The 26,351-nt window shown below is 60.2% G+C and carries 20 protein-coding genes; 9 read left to right on the top strand and 11 right to left on the bottom strand.

The features are described from left to right. Positions 1-24: 24 nt before the first annotated feature. From F2P44_RS23730 to F2P44_RS23710, 5 genes are all read right to left on the bottom strand, one after another. Positions 25-1,581 carry an alpha-N-arabinofuranosidase gene (locus F2P44_RS23730; protein ID WP_167089951.1) on the bottom strand — a complete coding sequence of 519 codons (1,557 nt, stop codon included), beginning with the start codon at positions 1,579-1,581 and terminating at the stop codon, positions 25-27. 47 nt (positions 1,582-1,628) lie between these two features. Next, on the bottom strand, positions 1,629-2,396 hold the full coding sequence (locus F2P44_RS23725) for an SDR family NAD(P)-dependent oxidoreductase (protein ID WP_167089949.1): 768 nt from the start codon (positions 2,394-2,396) through the stop codon (positions 1,629-1,631). A 68-nt stretch (positions 2,397-2,464) separates the two neighbouring features. Continuing rightward, complete coding sequence (locus tag F2P44_RS23720) at positions 2,465-4,036, bottom strand: aldehyde dehydrogenase (NADP(+)) (protein WP_167089947.1); 1,572 nt, start codon at positions 4,034-4,036, stop codon at positions 2,465-2,467. Next, a complete protein-coding gene (gene araD1 / locus F2P44_RS23715) occupies positions 4,033-5,025 on the bottom strand; it encodes an AraD1 family protein (RefSeq protein ID WP_167089945.1) in 993 nt (330 codons plus the stop codon). Before araD1 ends, F2P44_RS23720 begins: the two co-directional genes overlap by 4 nt. A gap of 110 nt (positions 5,026-5,135) precedes the next feature. Next, entirely contained in the window at positions 5,136-6,875 is a 1,740-nt protein-coding gene (locus F2P44_RS23710) for an IlvD/Edd family dehydratase (RefSeq protein ID WP_167089943.1), read from the bottom strand. A gap of 1,201 nt (positions 6,876-8,076) precedes the next feature. Between F2P44_RS23710 and F2P44_RS34930 the strand changes: the two genes are divergently transcribed. After that, positions 8,077-8,169 carry a class III lanthipeptide gene (locus F2P44_RS34930; RefSeq protein ID WP_187363408.1) on the top strand — a complete coding sequence of 31 codons (93 nt, stop codon included), beginning with the start codon at positions 8,077-8,079 and terminating at the stop codon, positions 8,167-8,169. Here the strand turns inward: F2P44_RS34930 and F2P44_RS23705 are convergent. Further along, on the bottom strand, positions 8,166-8,330 hold the full coding sequence (locus F2P44_RS23705; protein ID WP_167089941.1) for a hypothetical protein: 165 nt from the start codon (positions 8,328-8,330) through the stop codon (positions 8,166-8,168). The genes F2P44_RS34930 and F2P44_RS23705 overlap by 4 nt on opposite strands. Positions 8,331-8,361: 31 nt before the next feature. On the opposite strand from F2P44_RS23705, the gene F2P44_RS34925 reads away from it, so the two are divergent. The 8 genes from F2P44_RS34925 (at position 8,362) to F2P44_RS23670 (ending at position 19,346) form a co-directional block, all read left to right on the top strand. Beyond that, positions 8,362-8,454: a class III lanthipeptide gene (locus F2P44_RS34925; protein ID WP_187363407.1), complete on the top strand. Its 93-nt coding sequence runs from the start codon at positions 8,362-8,364 to the stop codon at positions 8,452-8,454. Positions 8,455-8,966: 512 nt separating this feature from the next. Then, positions 8,967-11,645, top strand: a complete 2,679-nt coding sequence (lanKC, locus tag F2P44_RS23700) for a class III lanthionine synthetase LanKC (RefSeq protein WP_167089938.1) — start codon at positions 8,967-8,969, stop codon at positions 11,643-11,645. A 50-nt stretch (positions 11,646-11,695) separates the two neighbouring features. Next, the gene (locus F2P44_RS23695) at positions 11,696-13,330 is read left to right on the top strand and encodes an ABC transporter transmembrane domain-containing protein (RefSeq protein WP_167089936.1); all 1,635 of its coding nucleotides are present in this window, start codon (positions 11,696-11,698) and stop codon (positions 13,328-13,330) included. Positions 13,331-13,599: 269 nt separating this feature from the next. Further along, the gene (locus F2P44_RS23690; RefSeq protein ID WP_223165093.1) at positions 13,600-14,853 is read left to right on the top strand and encodes an ABC transporter permease; all 1,254 of its coding nucleotides are present in this window, start codon (positions 13,600-13,602) and stop codon (positions 14,851-14,853) included. 10 nt (positions 14,854-14,863) lie between these two features. Continuing rightward, positions 14,864-16,078: an ABC transporter permease gene (locus tag F2P44_RS23685; RefSeq protein WP_167089934.1), complete on the top strand. Its 1,215-nt coding sequence runs from the start codon at positions 14,864-14,866 to the stop codon at positions 16,076-16,078. 30 nt (positions 16,079-16,108) lie between these two features. Next, a complete protein-coding gene (locus tag F2P44_RS23680; RefSeq protein WP_167089932.1) occupies positions 16,109-17,374 on the top strand; it encodes an efflux RND transporter periplasmic adaptor subunit in 1,266 nt (421 codons plus the stop codon). Between the two features lie 8 nt (positions 17,375-17,382). Beyond that, positions 17,383-18,090 carry an ABC transporter ATP-binding protein gene (locus F2P44_RS23675; RefSeq protein WP_167089930.1) on the top strand — a complete coding sequence of 236 codons (708 nt, stop codon included), beginning with the start codon at positions 17,383-17,385 and terminating at the stop codon, positions 18,088-18,090. Further along, complete coding sequence (locus F2P44_RS23670; RefSeq protein ID WP_167089928.1) at positions 18,087-19,346, top strand: TolC family outer membrane protein; 1,260 nt, start codon at positions 18,087-18,089, stop codon at positions 19,344-19,346. Before F2P44_RS23675 ends, F2P44_RS23670 begins: the two co-directional genes overlap by 4 nt. Before the next feature lie 14 nt (positions 19,347-19,360). Here F2P44_RS23670 and F2P44_RS23665 read toward each other — a convergent pair whose 3' ends face one another. The 5 genes from F2P44_RS23665 to F2P44_RS23645 form a co-directional block, all read right to left on the bottom strand. After that, on the bottom strand, positions 19,361-20,224 hold the full coding sequence (locus tag F2P44_RS23665; protein ID WP_167089926.1) for an SMP-30/gluconolactonase/LRE family protein: 864 nt from the start codon (positions 20,222-20,224) through the stop codon (positions 19,361-19,363). Further along, positions 20,221-21,282 carry an aldose epimerase family protein gene (locus tag F2P44_RS23660; protein WP_370662742.1) on the bottom strand — a complete coding sequence of 354 codons (1,062 nt, stop codon included), beginning with the start codon at positions 21,280-21,282 and terminating at the stop codon, positions 20,221-20,223. The genes F2P44_RS23665 and F2P44_RS23660 overlap by 4 nt, the downstream gene beginning before the upstream one ends. Before the next feature lie 22 nt (positions 21,283-21,304). After that, complete coding sequence (locus F2P44_RS23655; RefSeq protein WP_267877625.1) at positions 21,305-22,267, bottom strand: glycoside hydrolase family 43 protein; 963 nt, start codon at positions 22,265-22,267, stop codon at positions 21,305-21,307. Positions 22,268-22,273: 6 nt separating this feature from the next. Continuing rightward, positions 22,274-23,641: an MFS transporter gene (locus F2P44_RS23650; protein WP_167089923.1), complete on the bottom strand. Its 1,368-nt coding sequence runs from the start codon at positions 23,639-23,641 to the stop codon at positions 22,274-22,276. A gap of 83 nt (positions 23,642-23,724) precedes the next feature. Continuing rightward, positions 23,725-26,340, bottom strand: coding sequence for a TonB-dependent receptor (locus F2P44_RS23645; RefSeq protein WP_167089921.1), 2,616 nt, complete (start codon positions 26,338-26,340; stop codon positions 23,725-23,727). Positions 26,341-26,351: the final 11 nt, after the last annotated feature.

The following is a 26,351-nucleotide window of genomic DNA, read 5'->3' as shown; positions in this document are numbered from 1 at the left end:
AGGATGAGGGGGAATGGAAGCCGATCAGCCTTCCAGCGCTACCACCACCACAGCTTTCGCCGGCACCGTCACCGTCAGCTTACCGCCACTCGCCTTGGCACTGAACGGCGCCGGTTTGATGGCCTGCGGGTTCTGGAAGGTGTTGTGCGCATCCATTGCCGTTGCCGTCAGCACGCGGCCATTCGCACCCGCCAACTGTTTGCCCGCCACATTCACCACCACATCAGCCGGCTGGCCCGGATTCGTATTCACCAGCGACAGGTACAGCTTGCCATCCTTGGCACGCGCCGCCGAAGCACTGATCCCCGGAATCGTCGTCTCACCCAGCGTGTAGGCCTTGTCGTCCGCCACCGTCACCGGCAGCGAGGTCGCATCCTGGAACGGCACATACATGTGGAAGGCGTGATACGTCGGGGTCAGGAGCATCTTGTCCTTTTCCGTCAGGATCATGGCCTGCAGCACATTGACCATCTGCGCAATATTGGTCATCTGGACGCGGTCGGCGTGCTGGTGAAAAATATTGAAGTTGAGCGCAGCCACCACGGCGTCGCGCAGTGTGTTCTGCTGGTACAGGAAGCCCGGCGTGGTGCCGGTTTCCACGTCGTACCAGGTGCCCCATTCATCCACGTACAAGCCGATCTTTTTCTCCGGATCGTTCTTGTCCAGCACCGCGACGTTGTTCTTGATCATCGACTCGATTTTCAAGGTGTTCGCCAGGGTCGAAATCCAATGCGGCTCGGCAAAACCGGTGGCCGCGCCCTTGCCTTCCCACTTGCCAGTGGGAATAGTGTAATAGTGGAAGCTGATGCCCGCGGTCTGGGCCTTCGCATTCTTGCTGATCACGTCGGTCCACTTGGTATCGTAGTCGTTGCCGCCGCTGGCGATCATCAACGGCCGGCTTTCCTTCGGCGCCTTGAGCATCGTTTCGTAATTCTTGTACAGATTGGTGTAGTGCTCTGGCGTCATATTGCCGCCGCAACCCCAGGCTTCGTTACCAATCGCGAAATACGCCACCTTGAACGGTTTCTCGCGGCCATTCTTGCGGCGCAGATTGGCCAGGCTCGATTTGCTGTCGGACGTCATGTACTCGACCCAGTCCGCCATTTCCTGCACGCTGCCGGAGCCGAGGTTGCCGTTCACGTAGGCGTCGGCCCCCAGCAAATCGACCAGGTCGAAGAATTCGTGCGTGCCGACGGCGTTGCTCTCTTCCACTGCGCCCCAGTTGGTATTGACCTTGACCGGCCGCTTGGCGCGCGGGCCAACGCCGTCTTTCCAGTGGTATTCATCAGCGAAGCAGCCGCCCGGCCAGCGCACCAGCGGCACGTGCAATTGCTTGAGGGCGCCGACGACGTCATTGCGCCAGCCCTTGGTGTTCGGAATTTTCGAGCTGGTGCCGACGTACATGCCTTCGTAGATGCCGGTACCGAGGTGTTCGGCGAACTGGCCGTAGACATTCTTGTTGATGACCGGACCCGGCTTGCCGGCATCGATCGTTACGCTGACCTGATTGGCGGCGAACGCGGGCCACGTGCTGATGGTGACCAAACTGATGGCGGCGATGCTTTGTTTGATGATATTCATGCTGTCTCCTGAATCGTCTTTATTTTGGGTAGTACGTGAAAGCGGTTTTAGATCCAGCCGGCATCGACGATGAAATCCTGCCCGCTGCACATGGCGCTGTCGTCGGACGCGAGGAACAGGATCATGGCCGATATGTCGTCCGGCATCAGCGGGCCGGGCAGGCACTGGTTGCGCTTGATGTCGGCCTTGCCGGCGTCGTCCACCCACAGGTCGAGCTGGCGCTGGGTCATCACCCAGCCGGGCGTGACCGTGTTGACGCGGATGCCATGGGCGCCGAAGTCGCGCGCCAGGCCACGGGTCAGGCCGACCGTGGCCGCCTTGGTGGCCGCGTACACCGGGTAGCCGCCGTTCTTGGCGTGCCACGACATGGAACCGACGTTGATGATGGAACCGGCGCCCTTCTTCTTCATGCCGGCCAGTACCGTCTGGCAGGTGAAAAACATGGGGCGCTGGTTGATGGCGATGCGCTGGTCGTAGAATGCAACGCTGACCTCTTCGGTCTGGTGGCGCTGGTCGTTGGCGGCGTTGTTGACCAGGATGTCGAAGTCGCCCAGCTGGGCTGCCAGCTCGGCCATCGTCGCTTGCAGGGCCGGGATATCCGTGATGTCGCAGTAGCGGAAGACCGGCGCCGGCGCGCCGGATTCGGCGATGCGCACGCACAGCGCTGCGCTGGCGTCGCGCACGATGTCGACAAAGGCGACCTGCGCGCCCTGGGCGGCGAAGGAGGCCACCAGCGACTCGCCGATGCCGGTGCCGCCGCCGGTAATGAAGACCCGTTTTCCTTGAAGGCTCGGGTAGGTGGCTGATTTTTTCATGCTATCTCCAACTAATTTACTTACCGCGACGGAGCGGAATTTAGCGGCACGGTTATTGGGGCCGGTGCTTAGGCCTTCGTCAACGCCCCATCCCGACGGCGCCAAACACCCTCATTATCGTCGCGCAGCACTTCCGGCAACAAACCCTGCGCCAGGTTCTGGTAGCACAGCGGCCGCAGGAAGCGCTGGATCGCCGCCGTCCCAACCGAGCTGCTGCGCCCATCCGAGGTTGCCGGGAACGGCCCGCCGTGCACCATGGCGGTCGACACTTCCACGCCGGTCGGCATGCCGTTGGCCAGAATCCGTCCCACCTTCCGCTCCAGCACAGGCAGCAAGGCACGCACCAGTTCCGTATCGCCCTCATCCATCTGCACCGTCGCCGTCAACTGCCCTTCCAGGCTTTCGGTAATGGCGCGCATTTCATCGATACTGTCGCAGGCCACCAGCAGCGACGCCGGTCCAAAAATCTCGCCATGCAGCGCTGGTTCGGTCAGGAATGCCTTGCCGCTGGTACGGAACAGCGCGGGACCGCCCTTGCCTTCCGTGTGCGACGCCTCTTTCAAGGCATCCACCGCCGCGTGCTGCGCCAGCTTGTGCACGCCGCTCTGATACGCCGAAGCGATACCCGCCGTCAGCATGGTCCCCGCTTCGATGCTTGACAGCGCCTGCGCGGCCTTGTCGGCAAAGCGGTCGAAGTCCGGTCCCTTCAATCCCAGCACGAGGCCCGGATTGGTGCAGAACTGGCCTACGCCCATCGTCATCGACCCGGCAAAGGCAGTGGCGATCTGCTCGCCGCGCGCGGCCAGCGCGTCCGGCATCAGGAAAAAGGGATTGATGCTGCTCATTTCCGCATACACGGGAATCGGCTGCGGACGCGCGGCGGCCACGGCCATCAGCGCTTGGCCGCCGGAACGCGAACCGGTAAAGCCGACCGCCTTGATCGATGGATGCGCCACCAGAGCCTGGCCGATGCCGTTGCCGGTGCCGGTCAGGAGCGCGAACACGCCGGCCGGCAGCTTGCACAGTTCAATCGCCTTGACCACGGCGCGCGCTACCAGTTCGGACGTGCCCGGATGGGCGGAATGGGCTTTCAGCACAACCGGGCAGCCGGCTGCCAGCGCGGCAGCCGTGTCGCCGCCAGCCACCGAAAACGCCAGCGGGAAGTTACTTGCCGCGAATACTGCAACCGGACCCAGTCCGATCATGCGCAGGCGCAGGTCGGGACGAGGTAAAGGCTGACGGTCAGGCAAGGCGCTGTCGATGCGCACATCGGCCCACGAGCCTTCGCGCAGCAGGTCGGCGAACAGCTTCAGCTGGCCCATGGTGCGGCCGCGCTCGCCTTCGAGACGGGCACGCGGCAGGCCGGATTCGGTCATCGCGCGCACGATCAGCTCGTCGCCGAGTTCCAGGATCTGGGCGGCGATGGTTTCCAGGAACGTCGCGCGTGCCTCGTTGCTGGTGGCGCGGAATGGGTCGAACGCGGCCTCCGCCAGGCGGCAAGCCTCGTCGATCTGGGCGCCATCGACCATGTGGAAGGATGGCTCGATCGGCGCACGGGTGGACGGGTCGAACGCCTGGAATGAGCCGCCATTGCCGCGAACTGCGTGTCCGCCAATCAATGCTTCACCGGTCATGGTCATAAGGCGTTCACTTTCGTAAAGGTGGATGTTTCGCGGTCGAGGCGGTTGCGCAGGGCCGGACCGAAGACGGGCGATACGATCTCGAACGTTTCGCCGGCCAGGACCGTGATGTTATCGGCCACGCTCAAGGTGGCGGTACCGAAGAAATGGATGTGGACGTCGCCGGCGCGCGTGAACAGGCCGTATTTGAAATGGTGGTATTCCAGGTTGGCGATTGAGTGCGACATATTCTGCTCGCCGCTCACGAACGCCTTTTCCCAACGCACCTTGCCATCGACGCCGATGATGCGCGAGGTGCCGGACACGTGGGCCGGCAGTTCGCCGACCAGCAGCGCAGGACCGAGGCCGCAATTGCGCAGCTTGGAATGGGCCAGGTACAGATAATTCTGACGCTCGGTCACGTGGTCCGAGAATTCATTGCCGATGGCGTAACCGAGACGGTGCGGCTGGCCATCGTCGCCGATCAGGTACAGGCCGGCGATTTCTGGCTCTTCACCGCCATCGAGGGCGAAGTCGGGCATCAGCAAAGGCTGGCCGCTGGCGCGCACCACCGAGCCGTCGCCCTTATAGAACCATTCCGGCTGCACGCCGCGCGCGCCGTCGGCGGGTTTTCCGCCTTCCACGCCCAGGCGGAACATTTTCATGCTGTCGCTCAGGGTCCCGACGTCGCCGCCGATTTTCTTGTGCATCGCGTCGCGCGTATCGGCGCTGCCGAGGTGGGTCAGGCCGGTGCCGGTGACGTAGCAGTGGGCCGGATCGGCATGGTCGAGCGGGGCCAGCAGGCGGCCGGCGGTAGCGACCGCGTCGTACGAGTGCGTTTCAGTGCCGATGGCGGCGGCCGCCAGTTCGGCCAGTTTGGTCTTGCTGGCGATCGCCTGGCGCGCCAGGGCGTAGGTGCTGGCGTAGCCATCGACGACGCGCAGCCGGTCTTGCTCAAGCACGGCAACGCGGCGCGCGCCGGCTTCATTGGTAAATTGGACGAGCAACATGGTGGTCTCCGGTAATGACAAGCCTGCGGCGCCAGCTCCGGCAAATGGACACAGGCTCAAGCGCTAAGCGGATGAGCCCGTGTCCGGATGGCAGGCCGGCACCGGGCGCTTTAGTGGGAATGGCGCGGGACGGCCGGGCCGCGGCTGCCGAGCAGGAAGTCGAAGTCGCAGCCTTCGTCGGCTTGCAGCACGTGGTCGATATAGAGCTTCTGGTAACCGCTCTTGGCTACCGGCGCTTGCGATCCGGCACGGGCGGCCAGGCGGCTGGCCATTTCTTCATCGGAAATTTCCAGGTTCAGGCTGCCGTTGTGGCAGTCGAGCGCGATGACGTCGCCATCCTGCACGATGCCCAGCGGTCCGCCGGCCATCGCTTCCGGCGCCACGTGCAGCACCACGGTGCCGTAGGCGGTGCCGCTCATGCGCGCGTCCGAGATACGCACCATGTCGGTCACGCCCTGGGCCAGCAGCTTGGGCGGCAAGCCCATGTTGCCGACCTCGGCCATGCCGGGATAGCCCTTCGGTCCGCAATTTTTCATCACCAGGATCGAATCGGCATCGACATCCAGGTCCGGGTCGAGAATGCGGCTCTTGTAGTGCTCGAAGTCTTCGAACACGACGGCCTTGCCGCTGTGCTTCATCAGGTGCGGCGAGGCGGCCGACGGCTTGAGCACGGCGCCACGCGGCGCCAGGTTGCCGCGCAGGATGCAGATGCCGCCATCCTCGATCAGCGGCTTGGCCAGCGGACGGATCACCTCGTCATCGTAGATCGGCGCTTCTTCGCAGTTCTGCCACAGGCTCTTGCCGTTGACCGTCAACGCGCCCTTGTGCGGCAGCAGCATGCCCTCGCCCAGGCGGCGGATCGCGCCCGGCAAGCCGCCGGCATAGTAAAACTCTTCCATCAGGAAGCGGCCGGACGGCAGCAAGTCGACGATGGTCGGGGTGCCCTTGCCGATGGCGGTCCAGTCTTCCAGTTCGAGCGGCACGCCGATGCGGCCGGCGATGGCTTTCAGGTGGATCACGGCGTTGGTCGAGCCGCCGATGGCGGCGTTGACCTTGATCGCGTTCTCGAACGCTGCGCGCGTCAGGATCTTGGACAGGCGCAAGTCTTCCTGCACCATCTCGACGATGCGGATGCCCGACATATGGGCCAGCACGTAGCGGCGCGAGTCGACTGCGGGAATGGCGGCGTTGTGCGGCAGCGAGGTGCCGAGCGCTTCGGCCATGCAGGCCATGGTCGAGGCCGTACCCATGGTGTTGCAGGTGCCGGCCGAGCGCGACATGCCGGATTCGGCGGACATGAATTGGTGCAGGGTGATGGTGCCGGCCTTCATCTGTTCGTGGAGCTGCCAGACGGCGGTGCCGGAACCGATATTCTTGCCGTTCAGCTTACCGTTGAGCATGGGGCCGCCGCTGACGACGATGGTCGGCAGGTCGACGCTGGCCGCGCCCATCAGCAGGGCTGGCGTGGTCTTGTCGCAGCCGACCAGCAGCACCACCGCATCCATCGGATTGCCGCGGATCGATTCTTCCACATCCATGCTGGCCAGGTTACGGGTGAGCATGGCGGTCGGGCGCAGGTTCGATTCGCCGTTGGAAAACACCGGGAACTCGACCGGGAAGCCGCCGGCTTCGAGAATGCCCTTCTTGACGTGTTCGGCCAGTTGGCGGAAATGCGCGTTGCAGGGGGTCAGTTCGGACCAGGTATTGCAGATGCCGATGATCGGCTTGCCTTGAAACTCGTGGTCGGGAATGCCCTGGTTTTTCATCCAGCTGCGGTACATGAAACCGTTTTTATCCTGGGTACCGAACCACTGCGCGGAGCGCAATTCCGGTTTTTTCGTCTCAGACATGTATTCCTCCTGTTTATTCTGATGCCATCTCGAACTCATGTCGTCGTCCGGTCAGCGATAGAGGAATACTAAAGATTCTTGGGATGCCTTTCCAATCACTTTTTCTGCGATAGTGATATCGATTATGGTATTAATCGGCGTGCCGGCCACAGGGATGGCCGATGCCATGGCGACCAAAAAAGGCCCACTCCCCGCCAAGGAAATGGGCCTGTTCACTACGCGTTTTCGGCTGGAGCCTGGCGCAGACACTATTGCATCTAAGAAATAATTTCCACTCCAAACCATACGCCCTTGGAAGGGCGCAGTCGGGACCTGGCTTTTCGGCGCAACGGACATGAGCCTTTGCCACACTAGCCGTCGGAGAAGACCGGGAACTCGGCCGGGAAACCGCCAGCTTCGCGGAGACGTGGTTTTTCCTCCAGCCGCAGCACGTGCGAGCGTTTTTATCATGGCTACCGAACTCTCGTTTTCCGCAGGCGCCGTCAAATTCATGCATACGATCCGCAACCTCGCGGCAGGCCATCCGGAAGCCACGTTTAAAAGATAAGCGCTGCCGCGATGAGGCATCGATAAACCACGCGGACTGGAAAGCAGGCGACCGATTCGCCACGCCCGCCACGGCGCACGCATTCAAGCGTTGCGATTACTGGCAATCGTAAAAGCACGGCTATTCCGAGCACGCCTGGATTCACGCAAAAAGGGTAATGATGCACCTTCCGGATCGGAAGCAACACATGCTCCGATATTCCGAAAACCCTTTAAGCAATGCAATGCGGGTAACGCCGCGCGTCCCGCGCCGGAAAAACAAAAGCACCGCTATTCCGAGCATCCGTCTATTTATGTAATGCGGGTAAAGACGCGCGTCCCCGGCCGGTAAGAACATAGGGAAAAGCCCGCCGTTGAGGGCGCTATGCCGCATATAAAAATTTTCAACTATGATAGAAAAAAAATGTTGACTTAAAAAAAAGACTCACATATAGTGAATCTGCTTTTGACAATACATGAATTGATAAGCGATCACCGGTCCGGGGCTATTCGTATAACCGAAAAAGAAACTGGCACCAGAGGGTGATTGCTTATTCTGCAGGTATGCAATGTCGAGGGTTTTTAAGCGTAGGGCATTTTATCCGGAGCGCGATGCGCAGCCTGCTGCCTATCGGTTTCGGAATCACATCCATAACTAAAAATTAGGAGTTTTAAAATGAACCGTATCTTGAATCTGCAACGCCTGGACTACAGCAAAGCCGTCGAAGAAGTGAAAAGCTGCACCAGCTCCGGCGCAGGCTGCTGCTAATTCGAATCCGCATCAGATTCATAAATCATCATTTTTTCAGGAGACTTAAAATGAACCGTATTTTGAATTTGCAACGCCTGGACTACAGCAAAGCCGTTGAAGAAGTGAAAAGCTGCACCAGCTCCGGCGCCGGCTGCTGCTAATCCGATGCAATTTTGCATTCACAAATCACTATTTATTAGGAGAATTAAAATGAATCGCATCTTGAATCTGCAGCGCCTCGACTACAACAAAGCCGTTGAAGAAGTAAAGAGCTGCACCAGCTCGGGCGCGGGCTGCTGCTAATCCAATCCGGCATCGCATCCAGAGACTGTCATGTTTGATTTTCAGTGTCTGGATGTCAGCCTGGAAGGGAGCAACAGCTCAACAGCCGCATGTCGCTGCGCCTGATCGCGACCGGCTTTTCATTCGGGTAACTTTTTTTATAGTTACCCGAATTGTTTTTTCAAGAAATCATCCGAGAATATAAATTCCAAAGCGATCTTTCTTGATTCTAGCCGTAGCAGCGCATCAAGCCGCAAGCCAGTAATGACCGCTTTATCGCCAAACGACCTTGGCAGCATGCAGGAAGGACGTCGCTGGCGGTGTGCCATGTATACAACGGATATCCAGCGCGATGTTGCCGTAAAAAAATTAGATCCGGCGATATAGTGATGCAAGTACCCCGCTTCACCCCGCATGTGCGATCGACCTGCACGCGCGCTCGCGCAATGCGACGCGGCAGAAATAAACAGCTTTTCAATTCAGAGACAAACTGCTTTAAAAAACAGTCGAATTAAAACAAATGGAGCTAGAATATGGTGAAGAAGCTTAGGGGCATGCGCGATCTGCGCCACATCGACAAAATAGCCTATCTTCGGCCCAGCAAGCGTTTTTACGAACACGGTTACACGCACTATCAACCTGGCGAAGAGCTGATCAGCCTGGTCCGCCCCATGTTGGAAGGGCGCGCAGAGCCATGGAAAGTACATCGCTCGGACGTATGGACCCACATCCTTCCCGCCAACCGCACGGAATCGAACAAGCTTCCGGTCCAGGGGTGGAAAATTCACGTGTCTGCCATCGCGGCCAATTGCCGCAACCTGCTTGTCAAGGTTGCAGCCCTGGCGCTTGAGAACAATATTCAATTCAAGTTCGCCAATGACACCGAAACGCTCAAGATGATGACATCGAAGCGATGGTCACGCGGCGGATCCGGAAAATTTATCACGCTATATCCTCCTACCGACGAAAAATTCCGGGAAATCATCGAAAAGGCCTATGCGGTCTTGAAAGATGATATCGGTTCATACATCTTGTCGGACCGGCGCTACAAGGATAGTCGTTGCCTCTACTACCGCTATGGCGGCATTACTTCCGTTACCAAGCTGCTGTACACGAGCGAGAAACAGCCGGTCATTTTCTCACCGGATGGCGAGCAAATTCCGGATAATCGGACACCGTATTTCGAAACTCCCCCGTGGACGTCCGATCCGTTCCCCGAAGAACAGCCTGATCACGCCGAATTCACTCTGAATAACGGGCGCTACCTGGTGACGGAAGCGCTTGGTTTCTCGAATACGGGAGGAGTCTACCTTTCAACCGAAACGGCAAGCGGGCGACAGGTGGTGATCAAGGAGGCGCGCCCGTATATCGAGCTGGGTGAAGACGACATGGATGCCGTGGCGCGCCTGGTTCAGGAAGAAAAAATTCTCCGTTTGCTCGGTGGGACCGGCCTTGCTCCCGAAATCCACGACTCTTTCCGGGACTGGGAGAATTATTACGTCGTTGAAGAGTATTTTCCGGCTCCCGACATACGCCTGGTGATGCTGGAATCAAGCCCCTTGGTGGACACCCGGCCGTCCATCGCCGCCAGTGAAAAATTTTACAATATCTATAAAAAGGCATTTGGCAGTGCCCTGCGCGGCATGGCGCGTATTCACGCACAGGGCATCGTTATCGGCGACGTGTCGCCAAAAAACATCCTGGTTGACCGGGACAGCATGACGGTTCGATTCATCGACCTGGAAGGCGCATTCCGCCCTGGCATTGATGAGCCACAACGCCTGCATACGCCCGAGTTCCGCATCCCATCCAAGGGACGCGAGCTGAACAGCACCTACGACGACGATACGTTCGCGATCGGCGTGATCATGATGTATGCCATCTTCCCGATTGCTGCAATGCAGTTCCTGCGCGAAGATTTATTTAGCGCCGTCTTGCCGAGATTGGTGGCCGATGTGGGCTGGGCGAACACTCCGGCGCTCTCCATCATTACCCAGCTGGTCGATAATAAGATTACTTGCAGCCAGGCTGCCGACCTGCTCGAACAGAGTGAGTACACGATCGAGCAGCCGATCAAGCGGCGCCCCCTGGAACGGGATATGCCGATCGAAATCAGCGATCACATGGCGCGCTTCATTACTTCAAATTATCGGCTTGACAAGATATTCACCCTGTTCCCGGTCGACCCTTTTGGCCAGCGCGACAATCCGAGTTCGTTCGGTTTCGGCGCGACCGGCATTATTCATACGCTGTCGGCGTGCGGTTACGACATCCCCCTGCCCGCTCTCGAACGCCAACGCAATGAATTGGCGGCCCTTAAACTGGACGAGATCACCCCCGGGTTCCTGGTCGGTACCTCTGGCATTGCATGGTGTTCCTTGCTGGCGGGGGATCGGGAAACTGCGGAACGATTGCTCAAGCATGCAAATCACAGCCCGCTGACGCACGCCCATCACTCGCTTTATTTCGGCATGGCCGGCATCGGCATGGCCAATCTCGCCGCCTATCTCCGCTTGAAAGACGGCCGCTACCTGGACGCGGCAGTCAATCTGGCCATGACATTGGAGAAACAATCGAAAGAGAATGAACGCGGCGTGTACTGGGAGGAAGATGGCCAGGTGTGGATCGGTTTCGGTTATGGGCAAAGTGGCGTCGCGCTCTTTTTACTGCGCTTGTCCCAGGTTACCGGCGAGGAAAAATGGCGGGCCATGGGCAAGAAAGCCGTACTGTACGACATGTCCTGGGGCCGTGAACTGGAACCCGGCAACCTGACTGTCGCGGCGAACCCTGAGGACACCAGCACCTACGAACACTACATTGAAGAAGGTAGCGCCGGAATTGTAAAAGTAGCCATTCGCTACGGCCTGTGGGGCAGTGAATTGGATGGATTCATGGGTGATATCGATCGCAAATACGCCAGTTTCGCGGGCGTCATTTTCGGCCTGGCGGGCTTCGCTGACGTATTGATCGATGCCTACCGATATTCCAACGATAAAAAATACCTGACGATGGCGGACTCGTCTCTCCAGGGGATCATCGATCTTTACCTGTTGAAATTTGATGATGGCTACGCGACGCCAGGCGAAAACTTGTTCCGAATTACGTGCGATTACGCTACTGGCGTCGCCGGCGTCATGCGGACATTCCATCGGCGGGCAAACCCGGCGGAGGACGAATTTTGTCTGGATGAACTTGATCAACTTTCAGCGTGATGCAGTGATGACAGCGCCCGCAAGCCAATCCTGATATCGAGTCCCAGCAGATGAACACACAAAGTAAAGACAATCCCGGATCAAGCCGAAAGCTGGACGATTCATCGACATTCCGGAATTTTTTCAGCATGCTTGGCGCGGCAAAACGCCAATACTGGACCGCCTTGTTCTGTAATTGCGTCGCCGCCGGCTCGGAAACGATCATCCATCCCTTGCTGGTCAAGGAGATTTTTGACGGCGTCAATCAGGGAACCGAGCTTAGCCGGTTTGTGATGCTCGTGTTCTTCTATTTATTGCTCGGGGTTGTTCTCAATGTCATCGGCTACTATCTGTCGCTCTGGCAAATGAGAATAGACAACAAGATTGTGGCGGATATCAGCGGCCGGGTCCTGCATGCCTATTATGGCAAGGAGTACGGCGACGTATTGCGGGAAGGTAGTGGTTACTATCTCGCCAGAATCCGATCCGACGTCAAGGATGGCTTGGTACCGATGCTGATCCTGGTACGCCGGGCCACCATTTGTGCCGTCATGTTTGTCGGGCTTATCTCGGTTCTCATCATTCTTTCCTGGCAAGCGTTCCTGATCCTGGCCGCGCTGATCCCGGTTGCCACCTGGGTCAGCGTCAAGGTCAGCAAGAAGATTCGCCACCTGGCGCTCGTCGAGCGCGATAACGAAGCGTCGTTGATGGGGGTTCTTGCCAAATCGGTGGACGCGTTCAAAATGGTCCGCACCTACATGATGGTGCCGCAGACCCTCGACAAGTTCAATCGAACCATGGATGAGACGCTGGAATCCGGCTACCAAAAGCAGCGCGTCATTCGCCGCCTGCAAACTGCGAGTGATCTGACGATGAGCGTGTCCGATGCCTGTTCGATTTTCATCGGCTCCCTGTTGGTATTAAAAAAACAGATGACCATTGGCGCATATTTTTCCTTCATGAACGCATTTTGGCGATCGGCCACCACCTTGATCCAGATCTTCAGCCTGTCGGCTGAGCTGCATGCGCTCGGCGCTATCGTCAATCGCTTGAAGTCGTTTATCGGCGACCAGAATGCCGTCCCGTACCACAAGAGCGGCAGTGCCGTGGCGGCAAGCGGCATCAGCTACAGCTATGCCGATAACCAGGTCATCTCCGATTTTTCAATTCATGTCGAGCCGGGCACGCGCCTTCTGATTGTCGGCAATAACGGTTCGGGAAAAACCACGCTGGCGAACATGCTGGCCGGTTACCTGTCGCCGTCCAGCGGCCAGCTGGAACTGCCCCGGGAAATCAGCGCCGCGACCTTGCCGGTATTATTCCCGCCGATTCGCGTGCGCGACCTGGCAATCAAGACGGAACTATTCAAGCGCTTCATGATCGATAAGCCGGACATCCTTGATGCATATCCCGACCAACTGTCGGCCGGGCAGCAGCAGAAAGTCTCGCTGGCACTGGCTCTTTCGAAAGAGGCGGACCTGTATGTACTCGACGAACCGTTGGCCAATCTCGATATCAACAGCCGTCAAATCGCGATGGCAGCCGTCTGGGAACATACAAAGGGAAAGATTTTAGTGATGATCATGCATGCCTCGGAAGAATACTATTCGATGTTCGATAAGGTCCATACGCTAGGCACCAGTGCAAGCGTGCCATCCAGGCAAGTGCTTGAGGCGGTCGAGACGGAAGAAGCCCAGCCCGGTTAAAAAAGTGCCGATTGAAGCGCCGAAACGCTTCGCCGGGCCGCGATCACATGCAGGGTTCGCGCCCCGATACAGCGGATGAGGAAATCGCAATGCTGCGCCGGGAAACTTGACTTCAATTGCGCCTGGAAATGAATTCTTCAGCGCCTGCCCGGCAACACGGGGCCGGCGACATCCCCCACTGGGTCTTTTTAATTGGTCGGCTTATGTTAAGTTATATTTTAAAAGTAGTTCGGCATAATACGCAGCGCAACAGGGTACTGACTGCCTTGATGGTGCTGGCGATCGCGGTCGGGATCGGCGCAAGCATGACCACGCTCACCGTGATGCGTCTATTGTCAGGCGATCCCCTGCCCGGTCGAAGCCAGCACATTTATTATGCTCAGATCGATGTCAACCCGCAGTCCAAGGGCAAGGAGCCGCCAGACGTCCTTGATTACCAAACGGCGGTCGACCTGTGGAAGGCCGGCCAGGCGGATCAGCAGATCCTGGTCGCAGGCAGCAAGGCCAAGGTGCGTCCGGCCGATGCGTCGCTCCCTGCGCAAATGCTGTCGCTGCGCGCCACGACTGCCGATTTCTTTTCCATGTTTGATGTCCCTTTTCACTTTGGACAAGCATGGAGCGCCGCCGATGACACTGGACGGACGCGGGTGGCGGTCATTTCGGCATCGCTCAATGAAAAACTGTTCGGCGGCGCGAATAGCGTCGGCAAGGTCATTCGCGTAGCGAACGCCGATGTCAAGATCGTCGGTGTGCTCGCAGCGTGGCGACCGGCGCCATTGTTTTATGCCGTCCGCGGCGGCCGCTTCAGTGGCGGCGACACATCGTCGTTTTACAGGCAACCCGATGATGTATTCATGCCTTTTTTTACCAGCCTGGAAGTCAACGGCGGAAATTTCCAACCTTTCAACTGCTGGGCGAAACGCGATCAACTGGAAAATCTGGAACGCGCGCCTTGCACCTGGATTGGCTTGTGGGTTCGATTGGATGACCCGGCCAAGGTTGCCGCCTATAAGCGCTTTCTGGACAACAGCGCGGCGCAACTCAAACAGCAAGGGCGCGTCAAATATGCTGAAAATACGCGCCTTCGGACCCTGGGCGAATGGCTGGACTTTAACCTCGTGGTGCCCGCCGATGTAAAACTTCAAACCGTGCTCGCATTCGCCTTCCTGGCCATTTGCCTGATCAATGTGGTGGCGCTTCTGCTGGCAAAATTCCTGCGCCATAGCCCCGAGATCGGCTTGCGCCGCGCGCTCGGCGCCACGCGCGGCGCGATATTTGCGCAGTGCCTTGCCGAAGCCGCTTGCATCGGTTTTCTGGGTGGCGTAGCAGGCTTGTTGTTAACCCTGTTCGGCCTTTATCTGGTGCGTCAGCAGCCCGTGTCTTATGTCGACCTTGCTTACCTGGACGTGCCAATGTTCTGCATGACGTTCGCGCTGTCCGTGGCGGTCAGCTTATTGGCTGGAATCATACCGGCATTACGTGCCACGCTGATTCAACCCGCAGTACAATTAAACCAGTTATAGAGAGGAGTTTATGCAGATTCGATATGTGCTGGCCGCGTTACGCAAGCATCGCTTGGTGACATTTCTGATTACCCTGCAAATTTCGCTCTCCTGCGCCGTTCTTTGCAATGCCAGCTTTCTCGTCATGCAGCGTATCGAGTCGATGCGCATTGACAGCGGTATTGAGGAACCGTCCCTGGCGCTGATCAAAATCGTCGGCTACGATCAACAGCAGGCGCCCGACTTGAACGCCCGCATGGTCGCCGCTTTGCGTGGCGTGGCCGGGGTCCAGAACGTCAGCGTGGTCAGCGCGGTCCCGTTCGGCGGTGGCGGCCTGAGGGCCGGGGTGCATCTCGACCCCGAACAAAAACAGTCGGCCGGCGTGATCGACTTCTATCTCGGCGATAGTGCCGCCATCGAATCGTTCGGCTTGCGGCTCATCAGCGGGCGCGTGCCATCGAAGGACGAGTACACACCGCTCACCCAACTGTTTCCCGCCAATCCTCCCGTCCTGATCACCAGGAAGCTCGCAGCGAAATTCTGGCCCGGGAAGGACCCGATAGGACAACAATTCTGGGTGACCAACACGGCATTCCGGGTGATCGGTGTGCTGGACCACTTTTCGGCGGTCTATCCGAGTATCAGCGCCGAGGACGATCCCGATTGGACGGTATTCGTTCCGACCGCCAGTGGGGCAGGTTTTGATGGTAAATACCTCATTCGCGGCAATCCGAACGAGATGGCGCGCATCGTCGCCGACGCCAGGAAAATCGCGCAAAAAACCGCTCCCAATCTGATAGTGGACCTGGACGCGAGCCAGAGCCTGCAAGACCTGCGCCACGATTTTTTTGAAAAATCGAACATCATGCTGGGATTGCTGCTGTGCCTGATCGCGGGTTTGCTGGGCACCACCGCATTGGGCATTATCGGATTGGCCAACTTCTGGGTCGCCCAGCGCGGCAAGCAGATCGGGATTCGGCGTGCCCTCGGCGCCACCAAAGGCGACATCCTGCGTTATTTTCAAATCGAAAACTTTATCATCGTCACGCTCGGGATCACTTTGGGAATGCTATTCGCCTATGAAATGAATCTCGGATTGATGCGTTATTACGAATTGCCCAAACTACCACTTGTCTACATGCCGATCGGCGCGCTTGTGCTATGGATTCTGGGCCAGCTGGCTGTCCTGGCGCCGGCCCTGAGCGCCTCCAGCATTTCACCGATGACCGCAATCAAGTCCGCCTGACAACCCAACACGCATAATTTTTCCCGGAAAATGATACCCGATACCTCTGCCCAGGACTCTGCGCTTCCGACCTCCGGACCGCGTAAAAAACGCTTGCTTTTCGCCGGGATACTCGCCATCGCCGCGGCAACCGGCATCGGGTTCCAGTTCAAACATACCGTCAACGGGGGAGCAAGCTACAGCCGTTCGCGTCTGACCACGGCAACTGCCGAGATCGGCGATCTGACCCGCGATGTCTCGGCCGAAGGCAAAGTGGTGGCCGCTTCGGCGCCGACCTTGTATGCGGGTTCGGGCGGATCGATCACCTTGAGCGTCGAACCTGGCAACCCTGTGAAAGCAGGCCAGGTCCTGGCAACGATCACCAGCCCTGAATTAGTAGCCAATCTGGCACAAGCCCGAAGTGCCGCCGACGCGGTCAAGAGCGCCTGGCTGCTTGCCCAGGCGGATACACGCCTGGCGGATGCGAGCGCCGAGGCTGCGGTGCAAACGACCGAATTGGGACTTGCCTCTGCCAGCAACGAACTTGCTCGCCAGACGCGTGCATTCGACGTCGGCGCTACTTCCGGCCTGACAGTCGAACAATCGCGGGATGCCGTGGCGCGCGCCAAAATTGCGTATGAGCAAGCGAAAAAGGCATCGACCCTGAAAAATGACGCGACCCGCTTCGAGCTTGCCGCGCGCCGCCATGCTTACGAACGCGCTCAATTACAGGTAGGCGATTTGGAGCGGCAACAAGAAGAACTGTCGGTGCGCTCACCGGTCGACGGGCAAGTGGGCCAGATTTTCGTCAACGACCGCTCCACGGTTGCCAAAGATGCAAAACTGCTGGCAGTCGTCGATCTGAGCAAACTTGAGGTCCAGGTTCAAGTCGCGGAAAGCCAGGCGCGCGAGCTGACCGCTGGCATGCCCGGGGAAATCAGCGGCAATGGCGGACAGTGGCGCGGCCGCGTCAGCAGCGTGTCGCCTGAAGTAGTCAATGGGGAAGTTTCTGCAAGACTGCGTTTTGATGGGGCGCAACCTGAGGCACTGCGCCAGAATCAACGGCTTTCCGTCCGCGTATTACTCGACAACCGCGCCAAGATACTGCGCATCGCGCGCGGCGCGTTTGTGGAAGAAGGCGGCGGGCGCTGGGCTTACGTGGTCACGGGCGATGTGGCGGTCCGCCGCCCGATACGCCTCGGTGCACAGGGCATGTCGCAAGTGGAGATCTTGGATGGCATTCAGAGCGGCGAAGAAATCATTATTTCAGGTAGCGAACTATTCAAAAACGCCGAACGCGTTCAACTAATCAAGTAGGGTTATCTATGCTTCTGATGCAACATATTGCCAAGGTCTACCGTACCGAGAGCGTCGAAACAAACGCCTTGCGTGACTTTAACCTCAGCGTCAAGCAAGGCGAATTCGTCGCAGTCACCGGGCCGTCCGGATCGGGAAAAAGTACCTTCCTGGGGATCGCCGGATTGGTCGATACGCCCACCGGCGGCACCTATTCGCTCGATGGAACCGACGTGAGCACGATGAACGATAGCGCACGGAGCCGCTTCCGCAATCGCAAGATCGGTTTCATCTTTCAAGCCTTCAATTTGATTCCTGATCTCAACCTGATCAACAATATTGAAGTCCCTTTGGCTTACCGGGGCATCAAAGCCTCCGAGCGTCTGGAACTGGCTGAAGCCGCACTAAAACGGGTCGGTCTCGGCTCCCGTGCAAAGCACTATCCTGGTCAACTGTCGGGTGGTCAGCAACAGCGGGTGGCAATCGCCCGGGCCCTGGCTGGCTCGCCGGCACTCCTGCTGGCCGACGAGCCCACCGGTAATCTCGACAGCGAAATGGCGCGCGGCGTCATGGAACTATTGGAAGAGCTCCACGCTGGCGGCGCAACCATCGTCATGGTAACGCACGATTTGCCCTTGGCCGAGCGCGCCCAACGGATCGTCCGGGTCAAGGATGGCCACGCAAGCGAAGTGACTCGCCTGTCGAGTGCCTTCACTGCCAAGGGAGGCAGTGCGTGAAGCAGTGGGCCTGGATCGCGTTACTTGGCATCGGGCCTCATGTGGCGGCAGCGCCAGTCGACGACTTGCTCACGCTATACACGCATGCTCGCGTCAACTACCCGACGCTGCAAAGCGCCGCCGCTCAAACCCGCCTGGCCAGCGCGGATGTCGATGCCGCCCGTGCGCCATTGCTGCCGCAATGGCAGCTGAGTGTGTCGCAGCAGCGCGCGGGCGGAGCCCCATCCTACAATACGACCAGCAGTAAAATCACGCAGTCGGTGGTGGATGTCGCCGCCCGCGCCAATTTGAACGCCGCGCGCGCCGAGGCGAATGCACAAGACGCCAATTTCCATGTAGCCAAGCAGGCTCTGCTGGCCGAGCTCGCCATTCGCTACTTCGACATGCTGACCGCGGAGAGCCAGCTTGCCACGTACGGCGCCAACGAAGCCGCATTTGCCGAATTGGTACGGCAGAGCGAAGTGCGCGTGGCCGAGGGGCTGTCGGCAGCCGCGGACGTCGATCAAGCCCGCGCAACTCTCGGCCTGGCACAGGCGATTACCCAACAGGCAAAGGAGGCGCTGGCCGACGCCCGCCAGGCACTCCAGCAACTCGTCGGCCGTGCACCGGAACCACTCAAACACTTGAAGAAAACATGGCAGCCTGCCGTGCTTGAGCCCGACCCGCAAGCCGATACCCTGGCCGACCACCCGCAACTTCAAGCTGGCGACGCCAGCATTAGCGCGGCAAAAGAACGCATTCATGCGGCGCAGGCCGGTCATCTTCCCACATTAGCGCTCACTGTCACCTCGGAACGGGCTCCGCGTGACTATCAGCCCCCAAGGACGTCGACGCATTCGGCCGTGGGCCTGCAGCTGTCCATCCCGCTCATGATGGGTGGCGCCACCCTGGCACAAGAAAGGCAAGCCGTGGCAAGGCGAGACATTCAAATCGCGCAAGTCGAAATGACCCGGCGCGACATTACGCGCAACATCAAGGCACAATGGGAGGCAGCACAAGGAAGTATTACGCAAATCAAGATCATCGAAGCGGGGGCGGCAGCGGCCGAGCGCGCGCTTGCCGCCATACGCTCGGGCCAGCAAATCGGCACCCGCACCCTCACCGATGTGCTCAACGCGATCCAGACCAATGGCCAGGCACAACTGCAACTGACCCAAGCGCGCCATCGCCATGTCGTCGCACTGCTGCTGCTCAAGCAGGCTGGCGGACGCTTGAGCGTTGACGACCTTGCAGCAATCAATACCTTGCTGGAATAACCCCAGGGGCACGATCAGCAAATAAACCGGCTCTCCGGCAAGCCGCGCACACCCGGCACCGTCCCCCTGAATAGCCCGCCATCAGCTTGCACCGGATTGGCCAGCCCGACCCTGGCGCTGGTCGCATACAACTGGTCGAGCAGCGCGCCGCCGAATGCCACGCAGCTCGGCTGGCTGGCCGCCAGCGCCACGCTGCGGTCGATGCTGCCGTCCGGCGCATAACGCACCAGCTTGCCCGCGCCCCACTGGGCGTTCCACAGGTAGCCGCGCGCATCCACGCACGAGCCGTCCGGCTCGCCCTCGCCTTGTACCTGCGCAAACACGCGCTGGTTCGACAGCGCGCCGCTGACCAGGTCGTAGTCGCAGCAGCGGATCATCCGCTCCGGCGAATCGCAGTAATACATGGTCGCGCCGTCGGGACTGAAACAGATGCTGTTGGCAATCGCCACGTGCGGCAGTGGCAGGCGCTCCAGGCTCAGGTCGCGGTTGAGCCGATAGAAACCGCCGATCGCCAGGCGCGGCTCGACTTCATTGAAGGTACCGAACACGAAACGTCCCTGGCGGTCGCAGCGCCCATCGTTCAGGCGTGTGCTCAGCCCGGCCTCGACCTCGCAAATCGGCGTGAGCGCCCCGCTTTCCAGCTCGAAGTACGCCAGCTGCGTCGCCAGAGCGACCAGCAGGCGTCCGTCATGGTCGGTGAAGGCGAATGATGCCAGCCGCTCCGGCATGGTCCAGCTGCGCGTGGCGCCCGTGGCAGGATGGTGCGCCCACAGGGTCGACCCCAGAATATCGGTCCAGAAGACCCGCCCGCTACGCTCGCACCACAGCACGCATTCGCCCAGCGCATTGTTGGCGTCGACCATTAGTTCAAGCATCATTTCTCCACCGAAAATTTGTACTTGGATACGGTCGCATATTCCTCGCCGGGGCGCAAGATGGTGTTCGGAAACGTGCGCTGGTTGGGCGAGTCGGGAAAGTGCTGCGGTTCCAGGCAAAAGCCGCAGCGAAAGCCGTAGGTCCGGCCCTTGCCGCTGAGTGTCCCGTCGAGGAAATTACCACTGTAAAACTGCACACCCGGTTCTTCCGTGAACAGTTCGAGCACCCTGCCCGACACCGGCTCATGCACGCGCGCGGCCAGGGTCATCGTGCGCGGCGCCGGTTGGTTGAGCACGAAATTGTGGTCGTAGCCGCTGCCGTGGCGCAGTTGTTCTTCGTCGGCGCCGATGCGCTCGCCGATTGCGTGCGGCGTGCGGAAGTCGAAGGCGCTGCCGGCCACCGGCGCCAGCTCGCCGGTCGGAATCAGGGTACTGTCGATCGGCGTGATGGCGTCGGCATCGATGCGCAGCACGTGGCCGAGGATGTCGCCGCCGCCGGCCAGGTTGAAGTACGCATGCTGGGTCAGGTTGACCGGCGTGGCCTTGTCGGTCACCGCGTCGAAGGCCACCACCAGTTCATCGGCGGCGGTCAGTTCGTACACCACGGTGACGTCGAGCGTGCCGGGATAGCCTTGCTCGCCATCAGGGCTGCGGTAGATCAGGGTGACGCCGACCGACTCGCCTTCTTGAAAGGGAATCGCGCGCCACAGCACGCGGTGGTAGCCCAGCGCCCCGCCGTGCAAATGGTGCGCGCCATCGTTGACGGGCAGTTGCACTACCTGGCCGTCGAGCGTGAAGCGGCCATCGCGCAGGCGGTTGCCGTAGCGCCCGATCAGGGCGCCGAAGTACGGCGACTCCTCCACGTACGGCGTGACGCTGTCGAAGCCGAGCGTGATGTCGGCCAGCACGCCGTTGCGGTCGGGCGCGTGGATTTCGGTGATGATGCCGCCGAAATCGGTGATGCTGACAAGCAGCCCGTTCGGGTTGGTCAAGGTGGTCAGCGTGGCCGCCCTGCCGTCGGGCAGGTGGCCGAATGCGGTTTGCGTGATACTCGCTTGCACGGTGCTCCTCGTTTGGGTTCGCTCAGGCGAGCGACGCACGCCCGAACACGGGCATGCCCTGCTCGTCCCAGCGCAATGGCTTGACGAATGTATGGCGGTCGGGGTTCCACAGCGGGTCGCCGACGATCTCGGTATAGGTACGGGCATGGTACACCAGCATCACCGTGTCGCCATCCTCGGCATAGGTAAAACTGTTGTGGCCCGGGCCGTAGATGCCGTGTTCGTAGCAGGTTTGCAGCACCGGCTCGGCCAGCTTGGTCCATGCGGCCGGGTCGAGCAGGTTGGCGTTCTCGTCGGCCCACAGCAAGCCCATCGCATAATTCTCGTCGGTGGCGCTGGCCGAGTAGCTGATGAAGATCTTGCCGTTGCGCTTGAGCAGCGACGGCCCTTCGTTGACCCAGAAGCCGCGGATTTCCCAGCCGAATTCGGGCTTGCTCAGCATGACCGGCGGCCCTTTCAATTGCCACGGCGTGGCCATCGTCGCGATGTAGAGGTTGGAGTTGCCTTCGATCGCCTCGTCCTTTTGCGCCCACAGGTAGTACAGCACGCCGGCATGGGTAAAGGTGGTGGCGTCGAGGCAAAAGGTATCGATGCCGGTGTCGATCTGGCCCATGAATTCCCACTCGCCCTCGAGCGGGTTGGAGTTGGTGTTGCGCACGGCGTACATGCGGTGCTGGAACAGTTTGTGTTTGATCTCGCGGCTGGGCGCGGCGGCGAAGTAGACGTACCATGCGCCCTGGTTGAAGTGGATTTCCGGCGCCCACAGCAGTTCGCTGTACGGGCCGGAATCGGGCTTGCGCCAGACATCGACTGCGGGCGCGTTTGCCAGTTCCGCCATGGTGCGCGCGCGGCGCACTTCGATGCGGTCGTATTCCGGCACCGACGCGGTGAAATAGTAATAGCCGTCGCTGTGCTTGTAGATGAAGGGATCGGCGCGTTGTTCGATCAGGGGTGTCAGGATCTGCATGGTCGTGGCGTTGTGCATGGTAAGTCAGGTGGCGGCGAGGCCGAGCTTGCGCATGTCGCTCTTGACGTCGCCGTAGTAGCTGTCGGTGATGCGGTATTTGAACATCAGCGCACCCATCAGGAAATGAAAGAAGCCCGGGATCACGGTCAGCATCAGCGCGATGCCGCTCAGCGCCAGCGGAGTCTGCGCCTGGTTGGGGACGTACTGGAAATAGGTCAGCAACAGGCCGACCATGCCGCCGGCCACCGCCATGCCGGCTTTCTGGCACACCGAAATGCCGCCGAAGGCAAAGCCGGAGACGCGCTTGCCGGTCTTGACCTGGCCGTAATCGATGGTTTCGGCAATGGCCGACCAGAACACCGGCGCATGCAGGTCGACCACGAAGGAGAGCGCGAAATACAGGATAAAGGCGAGCACGGCGTCGCCCGGCTTGATGGCCACGTACATCAGCACGCTGATCAGGGCCACGCCCAGCTGGGTGTAGCGGAACAGCTTGACCTTGCAGTACGACTTGGTGATCCAGGTCGAGGCGACCATCGACAGGATCGCCGCCGCCACGCCGGTCGACAGGAAGGCCGATACCATCTTCGGCCCCAGGCCCAGGTAGTAAGTGGCGTAGTAGATGGCGACCGAGCCGCGCACCACATAGCCGATGGTGCCGGTCACGCACACGCCGCACAGGATCAGCCACTGGTCGTTGCGCATCAGCAGTTTGAACTGCTCGGCCAGCGATTGCCGCTCGACCACGTGAATCACCCTTTCGGTGGTGGTGAACACGCAGAACAGGAACAGCGCCACGCCCATCACCGCCATGACCGCCATCGCGGCCTGGTAACCGGCCGCCGCACTGCCCTTGCCCCATTCTTCGGCCAGCAGCGGCACGATGATGGTCACCATGAAGGCGCCGACCTTGGCGAAGAACAGGCGGTAGCCGTTGGCCGACAGGCGCTCCTGCGGGTCGCTGGTCAAGCCGCTGATCAGGGAAATGTAGGGAATGCCGACGCCGGCCGTCATCAGGGTCATCAGGATGTAAGTGCCGTACGCCCACACCAGCTTGGCGTCATATCCCCAGGCTGGCGTGGTGAACACGAAAAACACGCTGACGCCGTAGGGAACGCACAGCCACAGCAGCCACGGGCGGTAGCGGCCGAGGCGCGAGGTGAAGCGGTCGGTCACCTGCCCCATGGCCAGGTCGGCCGCCGCGCCGATGATTTTCACCACCACGAACAGCAGCGCCAGATGCTCGGTGCGCAAGCCGTAGATGTCGGTGTAGAAGAAGGTAATGAGCAGCATCATCGACGAGATCACCACGTTCAGTGCCATGTCGCCGGTGCCAAAACCGACCTTTTCGAGGGTCGACAACTTTTGGGAATTGTTAGCCAGCATATTCATTCAAACTTTCTCAGCCATACAAGGACAGAAAGCGCTGCGTGCCATGTCCACGCAACGCTTCCGGGACGTTCACCAGGCGCGACTTACATCTTGTAGCGCAGCGACAAGCCAAGCACGCGGTCGTAGCGGCGGATATCGCGCGGATTGCTGGCGACGCCATGGTAATCGTGGTACTTGCGGTCAAGCAGGTTCTCCACGTCCATGGTCAGGCTCATCGCTTCGCTGATCTTGTAGGAGACCGAGGCATCCATGGTCTTGATCGGGTCGACGATCAAGTCGAAGCCCAGGCCGCGATAGTTGAAGGTGTCGACATACTTGTCGCGCCAGTTATAGGCCAGGCGGCCGGACCAGCCATCGCGCTCGTACAGGCCGACGATGTTGTACGACAGCCTGGACATGCCCACGAACGGTTTGAGCACGCCGCCGGTATCGGTCAGCTCGCCCTTCATGTAGGTGAGGTTCGCTTGCAGGCCGAAGCCGCCCAGCCAGCCCGGGAGCTTGTCGTAGAACTGCTGGTAGGACAGTTCCGCGCCCTGCAGCGTGCCCTTGGACATATTGCGCGGACGGTTCACGTCGTACACGATGCCGTTATAGCTTTCCTTGGTCGAACTGGTCAGGATGTAATTCTTGAAGTCGTGGCGGAACAGGGTGGCCGTGAGCGAGCCGGTCGGCGCGAAATACCATTCGGCGGCGGCATCGAAGTTCTTGCCTTCGATCGGTTTCAGGTCGGGATTGCCGCCCGTGCCCACCGCTTGCACGGTGGTGCTCGGCACGTTGTAGGACACGCCTGGATTGAACTGGTCGAAATTGGCGCGCTGTACCGACTTGCCCGCCGTCAGGCGCGCCTGCACCTCCGGCAGGATCATGGCCTTGAGCGTGGCGTTCGGCAGCACATCGGTCGACGTTGGCGAGCTCGATACCGGCAAGATCACGTCGTTGGCCTGCGAATAACCGTTCAGCACGCCCTTGGTCTGCACCACGCGCACCCCGACTGTGCCGTCGACCGGAACATCACCGGCGCGGAAACCGTACTTGGCCTTGGTGTAGATGGCGTAGGTGGTTTCCTGGTTGTCGAACTGGGACAGCTTGTCTTCCGCAGTCTTGGCGCCGGTGCCGTTGAACAGGGTGCGCAGCGAACCGATGTTGTCGTGCATGTAGGAAGCGCACGGCGTGACCCACGAGGCCATGCCGTAGTCGCCCGCCATGGGCATCGAATTGCAGGCCAGGCCGGGCACCGAACCCAGAGGAATATTGCGCGGCGCCGGCGTGAAGCCGTTCAGCTCGTGCACATACGCGGCGGTGCGTTTGGCAACCCGCACGCCGGTGGCCACTTCCTTGATGAAGCCATCGTTGTCCGGACTCCAGGTGGCGTCGGCGCGCCAGTCGGTCGAGCGGCTTTCGGCATGGTTGTGGTTATCGAAGAACGTGGTGACCCGGTAATTGTCCGGGTTGGTCATGTCGTAACCGGGATAGGAGAATTGCGCTCCGCCATTCACGTAGGTATTGCCCGTGATGGTAGGCGGGGCCGCCACCAGGTCGACAATCGGAAATTCCTGGCGCACGCGGCTCAGGGTGCGCGCCAGCTCGGTGCTCACGCGCCAGCCCGGCGCCACGTTCCAGCGCGCGCCGATGGCGCCCTGGCTGCCCAGCGAGTAATCGTGCGGCGCCTGGGTCGAGCCCAGCGCGAACGGGTTGGAATTGGTCGAGGTGGCCGTCTGTACCTGGTTGGTGCCGGGAATGAGGGAATAGCTGGAACGCTTGTTCAGGCCGAGCGAACCGACATAGAACTGGCGTTCGGCATCGTGATGGATTTCGGTCGACATGCCTTCGGCGAAAAATTCCAGGTCCGGGTTCGGGCGCCACTGCACGGCAAGGTTGGCCGCCACGCGCTTGCGCTGGCCCTGGTACAGCACATGGCCCAGCTCGTCCGGCGCGGAAATGCCGGCGCCGAGATCGGCGGCACGGTCCTTCGGCGGCGAATTCCAGGTGACCTCATCGTGGTAATTCCCATCCTGGTAAGACAGGCCGAGCAGCGCGCCGATCTCGCCATAGCCGGTTTTCCAGCGGTTCGAGATCATCCCCGACAGGTTGGGATCGTTGGTATTCGACTTGTCGCGGTTTTCCACGCGCGCCGTGACGCTGGCCGCGAAGCCCTTGGCATCGAAGGGGCGCGCGGTGCGCACATCGATCACGCCGGCAGTGCCGCCCTCGACCATGTCGGCGCCCTGCGTTTTATACACGTCCACGCGCTGCAGCATGGCGGCGGGAATGTCGGCCAGGTACAGGCTGCGTCCTTCCTTGCCGGCGGTGAACATTTCGCGGCCATTGAGCAGGGTCACCAGGCCGGGCAAGCCGCGGATGACGACTTCGCGCGCTTCGCCGTTTTCACGGCGGATCTGCACGCCGGTGATGCGGCCGAGCATTTCGGCGACGTTCTTGTCCGGGAACTTGCCGGCTTCCTCGGCGACGATGGAATCGAGCACTTCATCGGCATTGCGCTTGATGGCCTGGGCGCTCTGGGCTGCCTTGCGCACGCCGGCGACGGTGACCACGCTGGTGCCCTCGGCCGGGACCGCATCCTGCGCCCACACCGAGGCGCCGCTCAACATGCCGGCGCCGGCCAGCGCCGCCACGGTCATCTTCAAGGTCAAGGGGGTGCGGGAAATGGCCGTGACGGGGCCTTGTGCGTGCAGTGTCATACGTCTCCTTG

The sequence above is a fragment of the Massilia frigida genome, from assembly GCF_011682175.1.
GTDB lineage: Bacteria > Pseudomonadota > Gammaproteobacteria > Burkholderiales > Burkholderiaceae_D > Telluria_A > Telluria_A frigida.
The sequence above is the reverse complement of the archived record's forward strand: the minus strand, read 5'-3'. Positions and strand labels throughout refer to the sequence as shown.